This is a genomic window from Terrabacter aeriphilus (assembly GCF_039542985.1).
GTDB lineage: Bacteria > Actinomycetota > Actinomycetes > Actinomycetales > Dermatophilaceae > Terrabacter > Terrabacter aeriphilus.
Genome location: NZ_BAABIW010000018.1, coordinates 44,744 through 61,524, shown reverse-complemented (window position 1 = coordinate 61,524; position 16,781 = coordinate 44,744). Strand labels below are relative to the sequence as shown.

At 72.6% G+C, this 16,781-nt stretch carries 15 protein-coding genes; 3 read left to right on the top strand and 12 right to left on the bottom strand.

Translation table 11 applies throughout. The features are described 5' to 3' along the window. Positions 1-43: 43 nt before the first annotated feature. A complete protein-coding gene (locus ABD979_RS14190; RefSeq protein ID WP_345508137.1) occupies positions 44-940 on the bottom strand; it encodes a hypothetical protein in 897 nt (298 codons plus the stop codon). A 210-nt stretch (positions 941-1,150) separates the two neighbouring features. Between ABD979_RS14190 and ABD979_RS14185 the strand changes: the two genes are divergently transcribed. The 3 genes from ABD979_RS14185 (at position 1,151) to ABD979_RS14175 (ending at position 6,263) form a co-directional block, all read left to right on the top strand. Further along, positions 1,151-1,972, top strand: coding sequence for a helix-turn-helix transcriptional regulator (locus ABD979_RS14185; RefSeq protein WP_345508136.1), 822 nt, complete (start codon positions 1,151-1,153; stop codon positions 1,970-1,972). An 85-nt stretch (positions 1,973-2,057) separates the two neighbouring features. Further along, on the top strand, positions 2,058-5,552 hold the full coding sequence (locus tag ABD979_RS14180) for a hypothetical protein (protein ID WP_345508135.1): 3,495 nt from the start codon (positions 2,058-2,060) through the stop codon (positions 5,550-5,552). 165 nt (positions 5,553-5,717) lie between these two features. Beyond that, positions 5,718-6,263, top strand: a complete 546-nt coding sequence (locus tag ABD979_RS14175; protein WP_345508134.1) for an NADPH-dependent FMN reductase — start codon at positions 5,718-5,720, stop codon at positions 6,261-6,263. 118 nt (positions 6,264-6,381) lie between these two features. Here ABD979_RS14175 and ABD979_RS14170 read toward each other — a convergent pair whose 3' ends face one another. The 11 genes from ABD979_RS14170 to cpaB all read right to left on the bottom strand — a co-directional run bounded on the left by ABD979_RS14170 (position 6,382) and on the right by cpaB (position 16,634). Beyond that, positions 6,382-6,807 carry a hypothetical protein gene (locus ABD979_RS14170; RefSeq protein WP_345508133.1) on the bottom strand — a complete coding sequence of 142 codons (426 nt, stop codon included), beginning with the start codon at positions 6,805-6,807 and terminating at the stop codon, positions 6,382-6,384. Between the two features lie 2 nt (positions 6,808-6,809). Next, positions 6,810-7,823, bottom strand: a complete 1,014-nt coding sequence (locus tag ABD979_RS14165; protein WP_345508132.1) for a signal peptidase I — start codon at positions 7,821-7,823, stop codon at positions 6,810-6,812. Between the two features lie 72 nt (positions 7,824-7,895). Next, entirely contained in the window at positions 7,896-8,528 is a 633-nt protein-coding gene (locus tag ABD979_RS14160; RefSeq protein ID WP_345508130.1) for a TasA family protein, read from the bottom strand. Positions 8,529-8,772: 244 nt separating this feature from the next. Next, a complete protein-coding gene (locus ABD979_RS14155; RefSeq protein ID WP_345508131.1) occupies positions 8,773-9,558 on the bottom strand; it encodes a signal peptidase I in 786 nt (261 codons plus the stop codon). A gap of 56 nt (positions 9,559-9,614) precedes the next feature. Then, the gene (locus ABD979_RS14150; RefSeq protein ID WP_345508130.1) at positions 9,615-10,247 is read right to left on the bottom strand and encodes a TasA family protein; all 633 of its coding nucleotides are present in this window, start codon (positions 10,245-10,247) and stop codon (positions 9,615-9,617) included. A 264-nt stretch (positions 10,248-10,511) separates the two neighbouring features. Continuing rightward, positions 10,512-11,165: a TasA family protein gene (locus ABD979_RS14145; protein WP_345508129.1), complete on the bottom strand. Its 654-nt coding sequence runs from the start codon at positions 11,163-11,165 to the stop codon at positions 10,512-10,514. Positions 11,166-11,338: 173 nt separating this feature from the next. Then, positions 11,339-12,247, bottom strand: a complete 909-nt coding sequence (locus tag ABD979_RS14140; protein ID WP_345508128.1) for a type II secretion system F family protein — start codon at positions 12,245-12,247, stop codon at positions 11,339-11,341. Position 12,248: 1 nt separating this feature from the next. Continuing rightward, on the bottom strand, positions 12,249-13,307 hold the full coding sequence (locus tag ABD979_RS14135; RefSeq protein WP_345508127.1) for a type II secretion system F family protein: 1,059 nt from the start codon (positions 13,305-13,307) through the stop codon (positions 12,249-12,251). Continuing rightward, entirely contained in the window at positions 13,307-14,686 is a 1,380-nt protein-coding gene (locus ABD979_RS14130) for a TadA family conjugal transfer-associated ATPase (protein WP_345508126.1), read from the bottom strand. Before ABD979_RS14130 ends, ABD979_RS14135 begins: the two co-directional genes overlap by 1 nt. Beyond that, on the bottom strand, positions 14,683-15,855 hold the full coding sequence (locus ABD979_RS14125; protein ID WP_345508125.1) for a CpaE/TadZ family protein: 1,173 nt from the start codon (positions 15,853-15,855) through the stop codon (positions 14,683-14,685). The genes ABD979_RS14130 and ABD979_RS14125 overlap by 4 nt, the downstream gene beginning before the upstream one ends. Next, on the bottom strand, positions 15,852-16,634 hold the full coding sequence (gene cpaB, locus ABD979_RS14120) for a Flp pilus assembly protein CpaB (RefSeq protein WP_345508124.1): 783 nt from the start codon (positions 16,632-16,634) through the stop codon (positions 15,852-15,854). The genes ABD979_RS14125 and cpaB overlap by 4 nt, the downstream gene beginning before the upstream one ends. Positions 16,635-16,781 lie beyond the last annotated feature (147 nt).

The following is a 16,781-nucleotide window of genomic DNA, read 5'->3' as shown; positions in this document are numbered from 1 at the left end:
GACCCCACCCCGGGTCGGCAGGTCGTGCCGCCTGCCGGGCGCGTCAGCGGCTCCGGGTCACCGTCGCCGACCAGCTCCCGGTCGTCAGACCCTCGGGGAACGTGACGCCGAGGATCTGCACGAGCCGCGGCAGCACGACGATCGGGGCCACCGTCCGGTGCGCCCGGTAGTCCGCGGTGACGGCGGCCGGCACGGAGCCGAGGCTCTCGTTGTCGTAGCGCAGCACCGTCTCGCCGCCGCGGCCCTCGTGGTAGAGCACCGGTCCGCCCGCCGCCGGCACCTCCGTGGGCGCCGCCTGCGCCACCGACGAGACGGTGTGCTCGTCCGGCCGCGGCACCGAGAGGGAGGCGGTGACGGGCGACCCGGCGAGGTCGGACACCGTCGCCGCGAGCGCCGGGACGAAACGGGCGGGCAGCCCGAGGCCGCGCCACCGGGCGGCGAGCCCGGCGTCGTCCGTCGCGATGGACGTGACGTAGAAGGCACCGTCGACGGCCTGACCGTCCCGAGAGGCGAGAGCCACCGCACCGATCGAGACCTGCGTACGCCGGTCGCGCCGGTCGTCGTGACCGCGCCGGTCGCCGTGACCGCGCCGGTCGCCGTCGTCCCCGCTGTTCCCGCCGTGGCGCCGGTCGACCGAGATGTCGTCGCAGACGTAGTCCCACATCTGGAAGCGCGACGCCTCGAGCGGGACCGTCGTGACCGACGGGACGTAGCGGGCGGGCACGAGCGCTCGTGCCCCGGCGGCCGTCACGGCTCGTGGAACCGCCACCTCGACGCAACCGGACTCGTGGGTCGTCAGCGACCCCCGCGCCGGCTCGCCGTGGGGGTGCGGTCCCGATGCCGGGGCGCCGCCGTCACCCACCGCCAGCGCCGGGGCCGCACCACCCCCCGAGGCGATGAGCAGGGCCGTGGCCACGAGTCGTCCCGTCCTCCGGTGCATGTCCGATCCTCCGCTGTCCCGTGAACCGGTCGCGCCGGCCGACGGACCACCGTCGCCCGGCGCGACCGCCCACCACCGCTGCCGTCCGTGCCATTCTGGGAGGGCAACGCACGACGGTCGAGTGCCTCTTGCGCCACCTTGACGCAGCCGCACCGACCCATCCGTCGGCAGGGGACGGCGGGCGCTCCGCCCGCCGGTGAAGGAGCGGTCGTGGCAGCACGGCGGTTGGAGGCAGCGGCGTCGGTCGCCCGTGACCTCGCCGTCGCGGCCTCCCGCGCCGAGCCCCTCGAGCCGCTCCTGCCCGCCGTCGTCGACGTGCTCCGAGCCGATGCCGGGATCGGCCTCGCCCGACTCGTACGGCGGGACCAGCGGAGCGAGGTGTCGGTGAGGGTGAGCGGCGCTCCCCCGCTCACCGAGGAGATGGGTCGCCGCGCCCTCGAGGTCGCGGGCCGTCACCCCGGTCTGCTCCACCTGTCCACGGCCCGCCCGACGCGGTTGAGCGACCTCGTGCACCTGCCCGACTTCTGGTGCACCGAGGTCTACGAGCGCATGCACGGTCACGCCGACGGCCGCTACCCCCTCGCAGCCCTGTTGCACGGCTCCGCCGACGGGCTGCTCTTCGTCGGCCTGCACCGGTCGCGCCGCGACTTCGACGACGACGACGTGCGGCTCCTCGAGCAGGTGCAGCGCCCGCTCGTGGCGGCTCTCGCCTTCCGGTCGGCCCTCGACGAGACCACCGCGCTGCTGCGGGGTGGACGCCTGCCCGCCGGCCCGGGTGACTCACCGCCCGCGGCGAGGGCCGCGCCGCTGCTGACGCTCTGCGGGGACTACCGGCCGACGGCCCGCGAGGCAGAGGTGCTCACCCTCGCGGCGGCCGGGTGGACGAACCGCCGCATCGCGCGTCGGCTCGGCATCAGCGAGCGGACCGTGCGCAAGCACCTGGGGTCGGTCTACGAGGGCTCAGGGCAGCGCAGTCGCGCTGCGGCCGCGGCGTGGTGGGCCCAGCGGCACCAGACGCTCTGGAACCCGTAGCGGTATCACCGGCGGTCGCTCGGACCTCTTCGAGACGAGCCACCCCGAGAAGCGGGAGCGGCCCCTTGATCGAAGTGGGTGCACCATGACCGTGACCAAGCTCGCCACCGGCATCACCGGAGGGACCGCGGTCTGCGGCCTGCCCGACGGGACGTTCGTCGTCGCCTCGGGCCCGGGGCTGCTCACCCGCTACGACGACGCCGGAGCGGCGATCGAGTCGACCTCGGTCGGCGGGGTCGTGAGCGGCCTCGCCGCACACCCCACCGGCAACGGCGTCCTCGCGGCCTGCGCATCCTCCGGCGTGTGGGAGGTGCTGTTCGGGTCCACCCCGGCGGTGCGGAACCTGCACGCCCTCAAGGGCGCCCGCGGTCTGGCCGTCGACGTGGCGACGGCGTCCCTGCTCGTCGTGACGACTCGAAAGGGCGGCACGCTGTGCCGTGTCCCCGTCACCGGAACCGGCACCGGCACCGTGCAGGTGCTCGCCACCGGGCTCGGCAGGGCGACCGCGATCGCCCGCCGGATGGGCGACCCCGCCGCCTGGGTGCTGCGCGGCGGCGCGGGTGCCGAGCTCACCGCATACGACCTCGGCACGGGGGCGGCGGGCGACGTGGTCGGCGGCCTCGGCACGGCGCGCGGCGTCACCTGGGCCGCTGTCGCGGGCGGGCAGCTCGCCGTCGCCGACGCCGCGGGGCGGATCCTGCTCGTCGACGTGCGCCGGCCGGCCGACCCGCCGACGGTGCTCGAGGACGGCCTGCCCCGCGTCTGGTCGATCGACCTGTCGGCCACCCCCGGCCCGGGCGGAGGGGGAGCCCTCGTCGCGGGCACCGGCGACGCGCTCACCCTCGTCGACCTGCCCCCGGCGCCGAGCGTGCAGCTCGAGGTGCCGGCGGAGCCGCTCTACCTCTCCGGGTGGGCGCGGGTCGGCATCGCGCTCACCGGCGGCCTCGGCCTCGACGACCTCGTCTTCCGCGTCGAGCCGCCCGAGGGCGGGCTCGTGTCGCAGTCGCGGGACGCGACCTTCGCGCACCGGCCATCGGTCGTGCTCTCGGCGAGTGCCGTGGTCGGCTCCTACACGCTCGTGGCGCACGACGCCGCGACGGGCGACGAGCTCGCCGCCGAGCCCTTCGAGATCACGGACGTCTGGGACGGCGTCGACGGCCCGCCCGTGAGCCACGTCGGGGCGGTCGGGGTCGACGCCCCCGACCCGGCCTGGGGTGGTGGCGACCCCTTCCAGCCGCAGAACCTCGGCGTCACCCCGGCCCTCGGGACGAAGAACGTCGGGGTCGTCATCCTCGAGACGACCGACACCGCAGCGCTGTCGGCGACCGACCAGGGCGCGCTGCGCACCGAGTGGCGCGACGAGGTCTTCGACGGCGTCACGCGCGGCGGCGTCGTCGAGTCGACCCGTGCCTACTGGCGTGACGTGTCGGAGGGCCGCCTCGACCTCGCGGACGCCGGCGTCGTCGGCCCCCTGCGGCTGGCGAACGGCTGGGGCTCGTACGCGACCTCCGTCAACGCCACGACCGGCAAGACCGACGGCTGGGAGGCTTTCGCACGAGCCGCGATCGCCGACCTGCGCACCCGGAACGACGCGGCCGCAGCCGCCGGCGACCCGCCCGTGCTCGACCTGCTGAGCGTCGACTCGATCATCCTCGTCGTGCGCTCCGTGCCCGCCGCGGGCGCGAGCCCGGGTCGCTTCGTGTGGCCGAGCGCGACGCGTCCGGGCGGCTACCAGCTCGCGTTCGAGGTCGCCCGCCAGACCTTCACGGTCCCGGTGCCGTTCGGATCGATCGAGGTGACGGTGCCGATCAACCGGACGATCCAGATGTTCGCCATGCCGGACGACTGGGAGGCCCGTGACTCCAGCGGACGGGTGCGCGGCGAGACCGCCTCGCACGAGCTCGGGCACAACCTCGGCCTGCCCGACGAGTACGCCCGCTCGAGCCACCCCCAGTGGGCCAAGGACCGTGACCTCGCCGGCTCGACGTCCGCCGGCGCGAGCTGGTCGCTCATGTCGTGGGAGGAGCAGTTCCCGCAGACGACCGTGGTGGAGAAGATGCAGCTCGGCTGGGTCGACGCCCCGCACGTGCGCAACCTCAGCTTCGCGACGCTCGGACCGGTCGACGAGGAGGTCGTGCTGCACGCGTCGGACCTCGGGCCCCCGCCCCCGGGCCGCTTCTCGGCGGCCGAGATCCGCATCGCCGACGGGCTCAACTACTACTTCGAGTACCGCCGCGAGCTGCCCACCACCACGAGCGACCAGGACGTGCCCGCCGACCGCACCGTGGTCGGGGTCGACTGCCGCTCCGGCGCCGAGCCTGCCGACCGGCGCAACATCCTGCGCATCAAGAACGACGCGGACAACGACGCCGGCGAGTTCCAGGCGGGTGACGACTACCGGGAGCAGGACACCTCGGATCCCGGCTACCCCAACGACTTCCGCATGTCGGTGGTGAGCACCGACGCCGACTCGGCCCGGATCCGCATCCAGTACGGCGACTCCAAGCCCGACCCGCAGATCAGGCCGTGGGCGCCGAGCACGAACTGGAAGAGCCCGGACCTGCGCGTGACCAACGCCCGCAACCTCGCCGACAGCCGGTTCACCGACATCCCCTGGGAGGGCCACGACAACCGGATCGTCGCCACGGTGCGCAACCCGGGACTGCTCAACGCGCGCACCGTGCGGGTCGACTTCTTCGTCAAGGACTTCACCCTCGGCGGCGGCGCAGAGACGGCCCTCGGCAGCGACACCCACGACGTGCCCACGGGCGCCACCGTGGAGTTCCACTCGAGTGTCGCGTGGGTGCCACCGCCCCTCTCGGCCGTGCCGTTCCTCCACGTCCAGCCGCACTACTGCGTCGTCGCGCGCATCGCCGAGTACCACGACCCGGTCGACCCGACGATCCGCGAGATCACCCGGGACAACAACGAGGCCCAGTCCAACCACACGCAGCTCATCTCGGTGAGCGCCTCGCCCTCGACCCGCGAGATCGGCTTCGTCAAGGTCACCAACCCCCTGCCCCGGGCGGCCGACTGCCGCGTCCAGGTGCGTCAGACGAGCGACTTCGCCCGCACCTACGTCGAGCACGCGTGGGTGCACCTCCAGGCCGGTGAGGAGCGCGACGTCATGTTCCTCACGGAGTCGCTCGTCGGCGACCCCACGTGGGGCACGCAGACGCGCGAGCGCCGCGACCGGATCTACAAGGAGCCCAACAGTGTTCGCCTGACGGGCATCGCGGACGACCACGAGACCTGCGAGGGCTTCGTCACCGGGGGCGCGCACGTGCTCGTGCGCTCCGCCCGCGCGACCCGCTGGGTGCGCTTCGGCCGCGACGGCGGCCTCGCCTTCGGCCGCATCGAGGCCGTCGACGACGGAAGTGGTTGCGACGGAACCGTGCTCGTCACGGTGTGGCCCGAGGAGGCGCCGGAGAAGGGCGTCGTTCGGCAGGGCCAGGCCGTCGGTGGCGACGCCCGCGTCGAGCTGGGCGACCTCGACGACTCCTGGCTCGTCCAGGGCCACTACCTCGGCTCGTTCGACCGCTCCCCCTGCGACAGCGAGGTCCTGGACCCGCGCGCCTGACACCCCGGCCGGATGCGGTGTGCCCCCGTCCGCTCGAGGGTGCACACCGCATCCGGCCGCGTCCCACCGGGCGAGAGGCGCGGTGGCCGGGCCGTGTGAGACCGGCCACACCACGAGCACGACGGGTCGGGGAATGACCCGGGACTCGTGATAGTTGGTTGAATCGTGAAGCAACTTCGAATCGTCGTCTCCAGCACCCGTCCCGGCCGCATCGGGCCCAAGGTCGCCCAGTGGGTGGCCGAGCAGGCCTCCACCGAGGAGTGGGAGGTCGAGCTGCTCGACCTGTCGTCCCTGCCGTTCTTCGACGAGGAGGACATGCCGCGCAACGGCAACTACGCCAAGCCGCACACCAAGGAGTGGGCGTCGCAGGTCTTCGGCTCCGACGCCATCGTCGTCGTGACGCCGCAGTACAACCGGAGCTTCCCCGCGCCGATCAAGAACGCCATCGACTACCTGTTCGCCGAGTGGGACGCGAAGCCGGTTGCGCTCGTCGGCTACGGCTGGACGGGCGCCTCCGACGCGACGGCCGACCTCACCAAGGTGCTCGGCCACGTCAAGGCCGACGTCGTCGGCGACGTCGGGCTCGTCTTCACCCAGGACGTGAGCCCCGAGGGTCAGATCGAGATCACCGACGAGCGCCGGGTGGAGCTCGACGGCCTGCTCCGCGACCTCGCCGCGCGCGTCGACGCCCCGGTCGGCGCCAGCGCCTGACCCGCCTCCGAACGCACCACGGCTCGGTTCCTCGGGGCCGAGCCCGCACGACCTCATGGCCCGACCCGTTTCGCAGGGTCGGGCCATGAGTGCTCTCGGGCGGCCGTGCGCGGCCGACTCAGCAGGTGAAGGTCTGCGACCACTCCGCCCCGGTCCACGTGCCCGCGTTGGCGACGATCGACATCTTCCACGTCCCCGACTTCGGGGTCGTGGTCGGCGTCATGGTCAGGCGCGACGGGCTGGTGACGGTGCGCACGACGTTGCTGGCGTTGGGCGGCGGGTCGAGGACCAGGGTGTAGGAGTCGGCTCCCGCGACGGGCTCCCACCCGGTCAGGCTGACGCCGCCGCGCGGCAGCGGGGCGTTGTTGGCGTTCGACGGGCAGGTGAAGGTGCCGTAGGCGTCGGCACTCGCCCTGAGCGTGAGCGTGGAGACGCGCAGACTGCCGGATGCTTTGGCACCGAAGGCTGCCCACGCCGCCGACGGCGCCCCGTAGGCGACGAGGACGAGCACCACGGCCGCGACGACACGTCGGGTGGACCGCATGGTCACACCCCCACCCGTCGGTGCGCGGCAGCCACGGTGCGGCCGTCCGCGACCCGCATCGCTTCGGCGGGTCCGGCGGGCCCGTCGCACGCAGCGTGCCGCAGCGCCTGTGCCGTGGGGGCCGTCGCGCGCCGTAGCGCCCGCAGGGCCCGGCGGGCGCGACGCGGGCGGCCGGCCTCCATGGCCTCGGTCACGGCGTGCGTCCGGGCGGCGACCCGTGCGGCACCGACGGTGGTCGAGGTCACCTCGAGGCTCAGCCCCGCCTCGACGGCGGCCTGGACGTCGTCGCGCAGCACGGCGTGCTCGATGCGCTCGACGCGCGCCCCGATGAGCTCGGTGTAGGTGCGGGCGAAGGCGTGGGCCGCGTCCGCGCTGCCCAGCTCCTCGACGAGCTCCTCGAGCGCCTCGTCGTCGAGGACCGGGACGGGCGACCAGATGCGACGCAGTGCGACGACGAGCAGCAGCGCGAGCGCACCCCAGAAGACGTAGGTCTGCACGAAGGGCTCGCGCAGGGCCCGGATCACCGTGCCGGCGTGCGGGATGACGGCCCGCGTCTGCCACACCGTGTCACCCTCGAGGGTCGCGACCCAGGGGTCGGCCTTGGCGTTGGCGTCGCCCTTGGTGACGATGGCGAGCCGGCCGGCGGCGTCGGTCGTGACGCGCACGATGCGGTGCGTCTCGACGCGGTGGTCCTCGACCGGGATGTGGTAGCTGATGACGTCACCGACCTTGACGTCCGCGGCCGGCTTCGGGGTGCTGACGATGACGTCGCCCGGGTTGATCCCGGGCGACATCGAGCCGGTGAGCATCGTGGCGGTGCGGTAGCCGAGCAGGTGCGGGCCCAGCGCGACGACGAGGAACGACAGACCGGCCACGACGAGCAGCAGGCGGGTGACGAGCAGCCACCCGAACCGCAGCACCCGCGCTGCCGGGTTGCGCCGCGCCCGACCGCCCACGACGTCACGGCGGGCGACCGGCTGGTCGAGCTGCGGCGTCGTGGCGGTGGCGGTGCGCATCGGTGCTCCTCGGTTCGGCGTGGACGCCCGCCGGTTTCAGCTGGGCGTCGGGTGGGCGTCGGGTGGGTCGGGTCAGCGGTTGGTGGCGGCGCGCTGGGTGCCGGTGAAGTCGAGGCCGATGACGCTGGACTGGCCCTGGAAGGTGTTGTCGGCGGCGTCGGGGAAGGTGAGCTTGACGCGCAGGTTGTCGCTCTGGCCGCTGGCGACCGAGGCGAGGTTGCTCAGGGCGAGGTTGGTGCCGATGACGGGGCGGGTGGCCAGGACCGTCTTGGTCGTGCCGCCGCAGGTGTAGGTGAACGCCGGGGAGGTGCCGGCCTCGGTCCAGGCCTTGGAGCAGGACTCGACGACCAGCTGCAGGCCGTTGGTGGTGTCGGTGTCGAGCTTGCTCGAGGGCGAGGCGCTGGTGGTCAGGCTGAGCGAGCCGAGGTCCTGGTTGCCGGTGTTGGAGATGGTGACGGCGCGCTGGATGGTGTCGCCGGGCACGAGGCCGGTGGCGGCGACGGAGAGGCGGTTGGTGGCGCCGGGGGCGCCGAGCTCGACCTTGACGGTGCCGGCGGTGGTGGTGGCGCTGGCGGAGGTGGTCGAGGTGAACGAGCCGTAGGTGCCCAGGCCGGCGACGCCGGCGGCGGCGGCGACGAGCGCGACCGAGGCCAGCACCTTGCCGGAGGTGTTCGTGCGGGCGGGCTTGCGGGTCGTGGTGCGCATGGGGTGCTCCTGCTTCGGTGGCTGCTGGCGGATGTCGCGCGAGGTCCTGGGAGGTCCTGCGAGAAGTCGTGGTCGGCGTGGGCCGATGACGAGAACTCTGCCGGGCCGAATGCAAGACAAAACCGGGCAAACACCAAGCAATCCCACAAGAAACGTGCAAGTCCTCGGGTCTGGTGCGGGACGACGAAGAGGTCGCGACCTCCCCGGCAAGGGGGTCGCGACCTCTGCAGCCAGGAGCGTCCGGTTAGGCCCGATGACGCCCGGCGTAGCGGGGGGCGCCCAGGAGGGAGCCGCGCAGGGAGACCGGCTCGTCGTCGAGCTGCTCGTGGGACCTCCCGTCGGACTGCGCGACGTCACCGTCCTGCACGTCCCCGTCGCCCTCGGCCTCCTCGCGGTCCTCGAGGTCGTCGGCGCCGGAGGCGCTCCAGATGCTGCGCAGCGTGAGCAGGACGAAACCGCCGAGTGCACCCCACAGCACCCACCCCTGACCGAGGCCGCTGCGAACGGCACGGATGGCGTTCCCCACGTGTGGCACCACCGTCGCCACCTCCCAGACGGTGTCCTGGTCGAGGGTCGCGACCCAGGGGTCGACGTCGGAGTTGGCGTCGCCCTTCGTGACGATGGCGCGCCGGCCGGCGGCGTCGGTGGTGACGCGCACGATCCGGTGCGTCTCGACGCGGTGGTCCTCGACGGGGATCGCGTAGGTGATGACGTCGCCCACCTGCACGTCCGCAGCCGCTCGCGGTACGGTCACCACGACGTCGCCCGGGTTGATCCCGGGCGACATCGAGCCGGTGAGCATCGTGGCGGTGCGGTAGCCGAGGACGTGCGGGCCGATGGCCAGCAGGAGGAAGACGGCTGCCGCGACGACGGCCAGCCCGGTGGCCGCCACCTGTGCCGCGCGACGCAGCGCGCTCACACCCGCTGCGGCCCCGACGCCGAGGTCGGCGTCGACGTCGAGCCCTGCCCCGTGGTGCGCGCTCGCGCCGATGACGGCCTCGAGGCGCGGGGCGAAGGTGGTGGCGGTCATCGGCGGTGCGTCCTTCGGTTTCAGCTGGGCGTCGGGTGGGCGTCGGGTGGGTCGGGTCAGCGGTTGGTGGCGGCGCGCTGGGTGCCGGTGAAGTCGAGGCCGATGACGCTGGACTGGCCCTGGAAGGTGTTGTCGGCGGCGTCGGGGAAGGTGAGCTTGACGCGCAGGTTGTCGCTCTGGCCGCTGGCGACCGAGGCGAGGTTGCTCAGGGCGAGGTTGGTGCCGATGACGGGGCGGGTGGCCAGGACCGTCTTGGTCGTGCCGCCGCAGGTGTAGGTGAACGCCGGGGAGGTGCCGGCCTCGGTCCAGGCCTTGGAGCAGGACTCCACGACCAGCTGCAGGCCGTTGGTGGTGTCGGTGTCGAGCTTGCTCGAGGGCGAGGCGCTGGTGGTCAGGCTGAGCGAGCCGAGGTCCTGGTTGCCGGTGTTGGAGATGGTGACGGCGCGCTGGATGGTGTCGCCGGGCACGAGGCCGGTGGCGGCGACGGAGAGGCGGTTGGTCGCGCCGGGGGCGCCGAGCTCGACCTTGACGGTGCCGGCGGTGGTGGTGGCGCTGGCGGAGGTGGTCGAGGTGAACGAGCCGTAGGTGCCCAGGCCGGCGACGCCGGCGGCGGCGGCGACGAGCGCGACCGAGGCCAGCACCTTGCCGGAGGTGTTCGTGCGGGCGGGCTTGCGGGTCGTGGTGCGCATGGGGTGCTCCTGCTTCGGTGGCTGCTGGCGGATGTCGCGCGAGGTCCTGGGAGGTCCTGCGAGAAGTCGTGGTCGGCGTGGGCCGATGACGAGAACTCTGCCGGGTCGAATGCAAGACAAAACCGGGCAAACACCAAGCAATCCCACAAGATCGATGCAAGCCCGCAGCGCGGCGCACGCCCCTCCCACGACGAAGCCCCGGCACGACGGGCATCCGTCGTGGCCGGGGCTGCGGCTGGTGGGCGCGCTCGTCGCGCCGGGACGTCAGCGGCTCGTGGCGCCGCGCTGCGTGCCGGTGACGTCGAAGGCGATGACGCTCTTCTGGCCCTGGAAACGGTTGTCGGCCGACCGGGGGAAGGTGAAGCGGGCCCGGAGGTTGTCGCTCCTGCCGTGCGTCAGGGCGGTCATGTTCGCGAGCGCGAGGTTCGCCCCGATGACGGGTCGGGACGCGAGCACCGTCTGCGTCGTGCCGGGGCAGTTCCACGCATAGCCCTTGCCCACGGCCACCGGCGTCCAGGCCTGCGAGCAGGAGTCGAGGCTCAGCTGCAGGCCGTCCGTGAGATCGGTGTCGAGGCGGCTCGAGGTCGTCGCGACCGTCGTCAGGGTGAGCGACCCGAGGTCCTCGGTGCCGGAGTTGGTCACCGTGACCGGACCCTCGTAGGTGTCGCCGGGCACGAGTCCGTCCACGGTCACCGACAGGCGGTTGTCGGCTCCGACGACACCGAACCCGGGGGCACTGAGGTCGATCTTCACGTTCCCGGCGCTCACCGACGCGCTCGCGGAGGTCGTCGACGTGAACGAGCCGTACGTGCCGAGCCCCGCGACACCGGCGGCCGCCGCGACCAGGGCGACCGAGGCCAGCACCTTGCCCGAGGTCTTCGTCGTGGTGTGCCGTCTCGAGACGGTGGACGTGCGCATGCGTGCTCCTCGGCGGGGTGGCTCGTGGCCCGTGCGGCGCGCGCGGCTGCACGAGCACCATCGGCGCGGAGGCCGGGTGCCGGCGTCCGCCCGCCCGAGTGTGCCGAACACCCTGCAAGACAAAACGGTCGAAAGCGAAGGAACACCACAAGAAGCCCGCAAGGGGCCCGCGCTCACATCCCGGCGAACGCCTTCATCATGCTGAGCGCGCCCGGGCCGATGATGACGATGAAGAGGGCCGGGAAGAGGCAGAGCAGCAGCGGGATCATGATCTTGACGGTGACCTTCTGGGCCTTCTCGTCGGCCTTCTGCCGGCGAACGAGCCGCATCGTCGCGGTCTGCTCGCGCAGCACCGTGCCGATCGGCAGGCCGAGGCGGTCGGCCTGCGTCAGGGCACTCGTGAAGTTCTTGACCTCGGGCAGCGCCACGCGCTCGCCCATGCCGACGAAGGCCTCGCCGCGCGACTTGCCGATCTGGATCTCGGAGAGCACGCGGGCGAACTCCCCCGATATCGGGCCGTCGACGTTGCGGGCCACCTGCATGAGGGCGGCGTCGAAGCCCTGGCCGGCCTGCACGCAGACGCTCAGCATGTCGAGCGCCTCGGCCAGGCCCTTGCTCGTCTCCTCCTGGCGCTTGAGCGCGAGGTTGTGCAGCAGCAGGTCGGGCAGGAAGAAGAGCAGGGCGCCGGCCACGAGCGCGAGGAGGACGCCGGTCAGCGACAGCCCGCCGTAGAGCAGGCCGAGGAGGATGCCGACGATGAGCGCGCTCCCCTTGGTGCCGAGGATGCTCTCCGGGGTCCACGGGGAGGGGTTGCCCGCCCGGTCGAGCATCCGGGCCAGGCGGTCACCCGTTCCCGCCGGCGAGAGCGCCGACGCGAGGCCCTGCATCCGGGCCATGAGCGGCAGCAGGAGACGGTCCCGGCTGCCGAGCTCGGACTTGACGGCGCTGCGGTCTCCGACGACGCCCTCGATGAGCGAGAGCGACTTCGCGACGCCGGTGGGTCCCGACGAGCCCGAGGCGAGGGCGGCGACGCCGACGGCGAGGCCGAGGGCGACGAGGCCCGCACCGATGTAGACGAGCACGTCACACCTCGATCTTGACGACTTGGCGCATCCAGAGGATGCCGACGACCATCATCACCGCGCCCGCGATGAGCATGAGGATGCCGATCGGGTTGAGCCAGAGCTGGCTGATGTACTCGTAGTTCGCGTACATCATGAAGAGGAAGATGCCGATCGGCATCGCCACGAGGATGTATGCCGACAGCCGGCCCTCCGCGGAGAGCGCGCGCACCTGCCGCCGGATCGACTCGCGCTCCTTGAGCGTCGACGCCGTCGTGTGCAGCGTGTCGGCGAGGTTGCCGCCGACCTCCCGCTGGATGCGGATGGCCATGACGGCCCACCGCATCGAGGTGCTGTTCATGCGGGTGGCCAGGTGGTCCAACGCATCCGAGATGTCGGTGCCGATGCGGGCCTCCGCCAGCGCGCGTGAGAACTCCTTCGCCGCCGGCTCGGCCGCGTCGCGTGCCACCGCGTCGAGCGCCTGGGCGAGACCGAAGCCGCTCCGCAGGCTCGTCGAGACGAGCATGAGCACGTCGGGCAGCACGCTCTCGAAGGCGTTCGCCCGGCGGCCGGCCAGGAACTTCAGCACGAGCGCCGGAAGGAGGACGCCGACGACCGCACCGACGGTGGCGCCGACGAGCACGACGACGGGGTCGCTCTCGCGCAGCAGGAACGCGACGAGCACGAGGCCGACGAGTCCGGCGAGGGCCCGCAGGACGTACCACTCGCCCGCCCGGAAGGGCAGGTCGGCGCGGGTGATGAGCGCCATCGTGCTCTTCGTCGACTCCTTGCCCTGCATCTGCCGCTCGCCGAAGCCGATGAGCTGCTCGGTCAGGGCCGTCGTCTGCGGCCGCACGTCACGCCTCGCCGTCGGCACGGTGCCGGCGACGTAGTCGTCGATCGAGGCCAGGCGGCGCTCGCGGCGCGTCTGCAGGCTCGGCGACAGGACGACCGAGAAGGCGAGCACCGAGAGCGCGATGAGTCCGGCCGCCACCCAGATGAGCACCGGCTGGTTCGACGAGGCGGCGGCCGCGTCGGCGGCGGTCACGTCGACGCCCGCACCCGGCGACCCGGCATACATCAGAAGCCGCCCTGCCGGGCGAAGAGGGCGGGCGGCAGCTCGACCCCGTGGTCGGCGAGGTCCTCGGCGAACTTCGGCCGGATGCCGGTCGGCACGAGCTGGCCGAGGAAGCGGCCCTTCTCGTCGCGCCCCGCCGAGTAGTCGAAGACGAAGATGTCCTGCAGTGTGATGACGTCCGACTCCATGCCGAGCACCTCGGTGATCGCCACGACGCGGCGAGAGCCGTCCTTGAGGCGCGACTGCTGGACGATGAGGTCGACGGCGCCCGACACCTGCTCGCGGATCGCCCGCACCGGCAGCTCGACGCCGGCCATGAGGACCATCGTCTCGAGGCGGGCCAGGCTGTCGCGCGAGCTGTTCGCGTGCAGGGTCGTGATCGAGCCGTCGTGACCGGTGTTCATCGCCTGGAGCATGTCGAGCGCTGCGCCGTCACGGATCTCGCCGACGATGATGCGGTCGGGACGCATGCGGAGGCAGTTCTTGACGAGCTCGCGGATCGGCACGGCGCCGGTGCCCTCGATGTTCGCCGGTCGGGCCTCGAGGCGCAGCACGTGCTCCTGCCGCAGCTGCAGCTCGGCCGCGTCCTCGATGGTGACGATGCGCTCGTCGGCGGGGATGAACGAGCTGAGCACGTTGAGCGTCGTCGTCTTGCCCGAGCCGGTGCCGCCCGAGATGACGACGTTGCGCCGGCCTCGCACGCAGGCGGAGAGGAAGTCGCGCGCCGTGACGCTCAGGGTGCCGAACGCGATGAGGTCGGCGTCGGTGAACGGGTCGGCCGAGAACTTGCGGATCGTCAGGAGCGAGCCGTCGAGGGCGATCGGCGGCACGACCGCGTTGACGCGCGACCCGTCGGGCAGTCGCGCGTCGACCATGGGGCTCGACTCGTCGACGCGGCGGCCGATGCGCGCCACGATCTTGTCGATCGTGCGGCGCAGGTGGGCATCGCTCGTGAACGAGGCGTCGACCGGGAAGAGCTTGCCGCCCCGCTCGATGTAGATGCTGCCCGGCCCGTTGACCATGATCTCGCTGACCTCGGGGTCGCGCAGGTAGGGCTCGAGGGGTCCGTGGCCGAGGATGTCGTCCGACACGTCCTGGGCGATGCGCGTGCGGTCCGACTGCGACAGCGGCGTCTGCTCGGAGTCGATGACGGCCTGCAGCGTCGCGCGCACCTGCGTGGCGAGCTCGCCCGCCGTCAGGTGCGGGTCGTAGAGGCGCGGGCCGAGGGAGTCGACGAGGGCCTGGTGCACGCGCTCGCGCACCTCGGCGTAGGGGTCGACCGGACGGATGCGCACCTCGACGCCACGGGCGTCGACGGTGCCCGCCGGCGGCGGCACGGTGACGTGGCGCGCGCGGTCGAGACGCTCGGCGAGGTTGCTCATCGCCGCCCCCTCAGCAGGCCGAAGTTGCGCTTGGCACCGTTGCGCAGCTGCTCGCCGGAGAGCTGGCGGATCTCGGTGTCGACGAGCTCGCGCATCGCGACCGCGACGGGTGAGCGCGGGTCGGACAGGACGATGGCGACACCCCGGTTCGTCGCCGCGGGGACGGCGATGTTGTTCGGGATGCTCACCGCGATGGGGGCGCCCAGGGCGTGCTCCACGTCGTCGGAGCTGAGGCCGACCTTGGCGTCCGACCGGTTGAGCACGATGCTGCGCGCGTCGGGTGCGGTGCCCAACGTGTCGAGCGTGTTGATCGCGACACGGAGGTTCTTGATGGCCGGGATGTCGAGGGTGGCGATGAGCAGCGTCAGGTCGCTCGCGTCGAAGGCCGTCAGCACGTGCTCCGTGAACGACGGGGGCGTGTCGATGACGACGTAGTCGTACTCCGGCTTCGCCACGCGCACGATCTCCGCGACGAGGGCGGCCGGCACGCGCTCGGCCTCGCCCGGGTCGTCCGGCGCCGTCAGCGCGTGCAGCCCGGTCGCCTCGTGGACCGTGACGGCGGAGGCCAGGCCCTGCGCGTCGAGGTGCCCGCTCATGGCGACGAGCTCGCGGATCGAGCTGGTCGGCATCAGCTGGAGGCTGATCGCGACGTCACCGAACATCAGGTCGAGGTCGACGATGAGGGTGCGCGCCCCGGTGCTGGCCAGGTAGGCGGCGACGTTGGTCGACAGGGTCGTCTTGCCGACGCCACCCTTGGCCGAGAAGACCGTGACGACCTTGGCGTCACGGGTGCCCGGGCCGGCCTGGTGGCCGTGCAGCTGGGCGGTCAGGGCGAGGCTGCGACGCACGGCGTCGGCCAGGGCGGGGCTGTCGTCGGCCTGCACGACCTCGCGGATGCCGCTGCGCAGCGCCTGGGCGAGGGCCGTCACCTCGAGCCGGTGGCGCAGGAGCACCACGCCGACCTCGGGACGCGAGATGCGCTCGAGATCGGCCAGCTCACAAGCGGATTCGAGGTCGATGTCAGGACCGATGACGACCAGCGCGTGGGCGCGGTTCTCCTCCAGCGCCCGTGAGACGCGGGGGCCGGTCTGGATCAGCTCCAGGTCGGCGCCGAGGGCGTAGCGGTACTTCTCCACGGCGGCCGGGTCGGTGTCCCAGAGGATGGTCATGACGCGCTCCCGGTGAAGATGTTGAGGTCGTCGGCCTCGGTGGTGGCGTCGATCGTGACGTCGTTGCCGCGCAGGCCGGCATACAGCGTGTAGTTGTTGATGCTGTGGACGAGCCGGACGGCCTCCTTCGGGGTCACCGCCACGGTGACGAGGAAGCTCGGTGTCTCCGCCGCGGCGGCGGTCTCGCCGTCGGCGGGCTTGGGCGCGGCCAGTGCCGTGCTGCCCATGCCGATGACGAGGACGTCCGGCATGAGCACGCGCGTGCCCTTGACGTCGTTGTCGTTGATCTTCTTCGAGCGGGCGTCGTCGCCGAGCGCCTTGATCTTGTACGTCGAGAAGATGGCGATGTGCGAGCCCGGCGTGACGAAGGTGCCCACGCGGGCGGGGTCCTCGAGCTGCACGGAGATGGCGAGCCGGCCGGCCGGCACCTCGATGGCCTTCTCGCCCGTGGGTGTCGAGCCGAAGCGGGCCGCGAGCACGTACTCGCCCGGCTGCACGTCGGAGAGGGCGAGGAGGCCCTCGTTGCCCGAGGCGATGTCGCCGAGCGAGCCGACGGGAGCGGCCTGGGCCGGCACCTGGGTGCGGGTGATGAGGCCGGTCGTCTCGGCGTCCTTGAGGGTCGTGCCGGCGGGCACGAGCTTCTGGGCGACCCAGACGCTGACGGGGGTCGCGCCGGCGACGGCGCGACGGTCGGCGTTCTTGGCGTAGGTGATGACGAGTCCGCCACCCGCGGCGGCCAGCACCAGGGCCACGAGCGCGGCGAGCATACGACGGTTCATCGGTGAGTCCTAGGTCGAGTCGATCGTGGCGTCCCGGTCGCGGCTGCGACGGGGCGACGTGGAGCGCAAGAGGCACGAGCGGGTGTGCCTGCCCTGCGGCCGCGACGAGTCGGCGACTGCACCAGGACCACACGAGAGGTCGTCGAC